2 protein-coding genes are annotated in these 3,977 nt (G+C 71.0%); one reads left to right on the top strand and one right to left on the bottom strand.

Translation table 11 applies throughout. The annotated features are described in order from the left end of the window. Positions 1-130 precede the first annotated feature (130 nt). Complete coding sequence (locus tag ACFV5N_RS25505) at positions 131-823, bottom strand: maleylpyruvate isomerase family mycothiol-dependent enzyme (RefSeq protein WP_385604202.1); 693 nt, start codon at positions 821-823, stop codon at positions 131-133. Positions 824-1,021: 198 nt separating this feature from the next. Between ACFV5N_RS25505 and uvrA the strand changes: the two genes are divergently transcribed. Beyond that, complete coding sequence (gene uvrA / locus ACFV5N_RS25510; protein ID WP_385604205.1) at positions 1,022-3,967, top strand: excinuclease ABC subunit UvrA; 2,946 nt, start codon at positions 1,022-1,024, stop codon at positions 3,965-3,967. Positions 3,968-3,977 lie beyond the last annotated feature (10 nt).

A 3,977-nucleotide genomic window follows, 5' to 3' on the forward strand; every position in this document is an offset into this window, starting at 1 on the left:
GCGCAGCAGGTAGGCGTTGTTGTTCATCGGGCCGACCGCCGCCTTGGAGATGATCAGGCGGGCCAGCTCGTGGGCGTCGGCCGGCCCGCCGACCGTGACGTTTCCGGTGTACGACATGGCGGTCAGTGTGTCAGAGCGCGGGTGCCACGGGCAGTGTTCCGCCGCTGACGGTGAGCCCGGAGCCGGTGGTGCGGCCGGAGAGCCAGCCGACGAGGGCGGTGGGGGCTCCGGCGACGACGAGGCGGGTGCCCTCGTGGCCGCCGCTGTACCAGCTGCGTCCGTCCTCGGCGCGCAGGTCGAGGGGCGGCAGGGCGGGGTGGCCCTCGTAGCGGCGGGTGAGGTAGTCGACGGCGCGGTCGGTGAAGGCGCCGGTGAGGTCGTGGACGGTGCGGCCGATGCCGAGGTCGATGTGGTGCAGCTCGACCTCGACCCAGCGGCGCAGCGGGAGCGAGTCGAGCCGGTCGGTGACGCCGTTGCGCAGGGCGGCGGTGGTGGCCCAGCGGTCGGCGGGCAGCGCGGCGAAGGCGCCGGCCAGCCGCTGGGCGCTGTCGCGCACGTCGGCGCGCTGCTCGGCGGCGGGGCGGGGCGCGCCGCGGGCGATGTCGGTGTCGCGGCTGTTCTCGTCCGCGTACATGGGGCGCCCGGCGAGTACGTTGACCAGGGCGTCGGCGTTGCGCGCGAGGTGGGTGGTGAGGTGGCCCCGCGTCCAGCCGGACAGCCGGGAGGGCGCGGCGAGCGCGGCGTCGTCCAGGGTGTCGAGGGCGGTGAGCAGGCGGTGGGTGGCCTCGTCCAGACCGGTGAGATCTGCGGTCGGCTTCGTCATGATCACACGCTATCCGGACCACTCCTTCGAGTGAAGATGGCGGGAACGGCGCGGTAATCGAACGCACGTGCTATAAGCTGGCTCACCGCCATCGGGAGACCGATCCGGCCTTCCGGCTTGCCGCCCGCCCCTACTCTTGGACGGGGGTGCCCCGTGCGCCATGGGGTCCCCGTTCTTCACACGAAAGGTGCCATCCGCGTGGCCGACCGGCTCACCGTTCGCGGTGCTCGCGAACACAACCTCAAGAATGTCTCGCTCGACCTGCCGCGCGATGCCCTGATCGTCTTCACCGGCCTCTCGGGCTCGGGCAAGTCCTCCCTCGCCTTCGACACGATCTTCGCCGAGGGGCAGCGCCGCTACGTGGAGTCGCTGTCCGCGTACGCGCGGCAGTTCCTCGGGCAGATGGACAAGCCGGACGTGGACTTCATCGAGGGCCTCTCCCCGGCCGTCTCGATCGACCAGAAGTCCACCTCGCGCAATCCGCGCTCCACCGTGGGCACCATCACCGAGGTCTACGACTACCTGCGGCTGCTGTTCGCCCGCATCGGCAAGCCGCACTGCCCCGAGTGCGGCCGGCCCATCGCCCGCCAGTCGCCCCAGGCCGTCGTCGACAAGGTGCTGGGCCTGGAGGAGGGCAGCCGCTTCCAGGTGCTCTCCCCGCTGGTGCGCGAGCGCAAGGGCGAGTTCGCCGACCTCTTCGCCGACCTCCAGACCAAGGGCTACAGCCGGGCCCGGGTGGACGGCGCCACCATCCAGCTGGCCGACCCGCCCAAGCTGAAGAAGCAGGAGAAGCACACCATCGAGGTGGTCGTCGACCGGCTCACCGTCAAGGAGAGCGCCAAGCGGCGGCTCACCGACTCGGTGGAGACCGCGCTCGGCCTCTCCGGCGGCATGGTGGTGCTCGACTTCGTCGACCTGCCGGAGGACGACCCGCAGCGCGAGCGGATGTTCTCCGAGCATCTGTACTGCCCGTACGACGATCTGTCGTTCGAGGAGCTGGAGCCGCGCTCCTTCTCCTTCAACTCCCCCTTCGGGGCCTGCCCCGAGTGCACCGGCATCGGCACCCGGATGGAGGTGGACCCGGAGCTGATCATCCCGGACCCGGAGAAGTCCCTGGACGAGGGCGCCATCCACCCCTGGTCCCACGGCCACACCCGCGGGTACTTCCACCACCTGATCAGCGCGCTGGGCGAGGCCCTGAGCTTCCGCACCGACGTGCCCTGGGAGGCCCTGCCGCAGCGCGCGAAGAAGGCGCTGCTGGGCGGGCACCGCACCAAGATCGAGGTCCGCTACGAGAACCGGCACGGCCAGGAGCGCGCCTACGCCACCGCCTTCGAGGGCGTGATCCCCTTCCTGCGCCGCCGCTACGCGGAGGCCGACACCGACGCCGGCCGCGAGCGCTTCGAGGGCTACATGCGCGAGGCCCCCTGCCCCGCCTGCCACGGCACCCGGCTCAAGCCGCTGGTGCTGGCGGTGACGGTGCAGGGCAAGTCCATCGCCGAGGTCTCGGCCCTGTCGATCAGCGAGTGCTCGGACTTCCTGCGCGGGATGACGCTGGACGCCCGGGAGAAGGCCATCGCCGAACGCGTCCTCAAGGAGGTCAACGAGCGGCTGCGGTTCCTGGTCGACGTGGGCCTGGACTACCTCTCCCTCAACCGCGCCGCCGGGTCGCTCTCCGGCGGCGAGGCCCAGCGCATCCGGCTGGCCACCCAGATCGGCTCCGGCCTGGTCGGGGTGCTGTACGTGCTGGACGAGCCGTCCATCGGCCTGCACCAGCGCGACAACCACCGGCTGATCGAGACCCTGGTGCGGCTGCGCGACCTCGGCAACACCCTGATCGTGGTGGAGCACGACGAGGACACCATCAAGACCTCCGACTGGGTCGTCGACATCGGCCCCGGTGCCGGCGAGCACGGCGGCAAGGTGGTGCACAGCGGGCCGCTGGCCGAATTGCTGGCCAACGAGGAGTCGGTCACCGGCCAGTACCTCACCGGCGCCCGCAGCATCCCGATGCCCGAGGTGCGGCGCCCGGCCGACCCCAAGCGCCGGCTGACCGTGCACGGCGCCCGCCAGCACAACCTGAAGAACATCGACGTGAGCTTCCCGGTCGGGGTGCTCACCGCGGTCACCGGCGTCTCCGGATCCGGCAAGTCCACGCTGGTCAACGACATCCTCTACACCCACCTGGCCCGCGAGCTGAACCGGGCCAAGGCGGTGCCCGGGCGGCACACCCGCGTCACCGGGGACGACCTGGTCGACAAGGTGGTGCACGTCGACCAGTCCCCCATCGGCCGCACCCCGCGCTCCAACCCGGCCACGTACACCGGTGTCTTCGACCACGTCCGCAAGCTGTTCGCGGAGACGATGGAGGCCAAGGTCCGCGGCTATCTGCCGGGCCGGTTCTCCTTCAACGTCAAGGGCGGGCGCTGCGAGAACTGCTCGGGCGACGGCACCATCAAGATCGAGATGAACTTCCTGCCGGACGTCTACGTCCCCTGCGAGGTCTGCCACGGCGCCCGCTACAACCGGGAGACGCTGGAGGTCCACTACAAGGGGAAGTCCATCGCCGAGGTGCTGGACATGCCCATCGAGGAGGCGCTGGAGTTCTTCGAGGCGGTGCCGGCCATCGCCCGTCACCTGCGCACGCTCAACGACGTCGGGCTCGGGTACGTACGGCTCGGCCAGCCGGCCACCACGCTCTCCGGCGGCGAGGCGCAGCGCGTCAAGCTCGCCTCCGAGCTGCAGCGCCGCTCCACCGGCAGCACCGTCTACGTCCTGGACGAGCCGACCACCGGTCTGCACTTCGAGGACATCCGGCGGCTGATCGAGGTGCTGTCCGACCTGGTCGACAAGGGCAACACGGTGATCGTCATCGAGCACAACCTCGATGTGATCAAGACCGCCGACTGGGTGGTGGACATGGGCCCCGAGGGCGGGCACGGCGGCGGCACGGTCGTCGCCGAGGGCACCCCGGAGGAGGTGGCGGCCGTACCCGCCAGCCACACCGGGAAGTTCCTGCGCGACGTGCTCGGCGACCGGGTCAGCGACGCGGCCCCGGCCCGGCGGCGCACCACCGCGCCGAAGAAGCGGGCGGCGGCCGCGAAGAGCACCGGCAAGAGCACCCGACGGAGCACCAGGAAGTAGTCCACACGGC

The sequence above is a fragment of the Streptomyces sp. NPDC059853 genome (genome assembly GCF_042731495.1).
GTDB lineage: Bacteria > Actinomycetota > Actinomycetes > Streptomycetales > Streptomycetaceae > Streptomyces.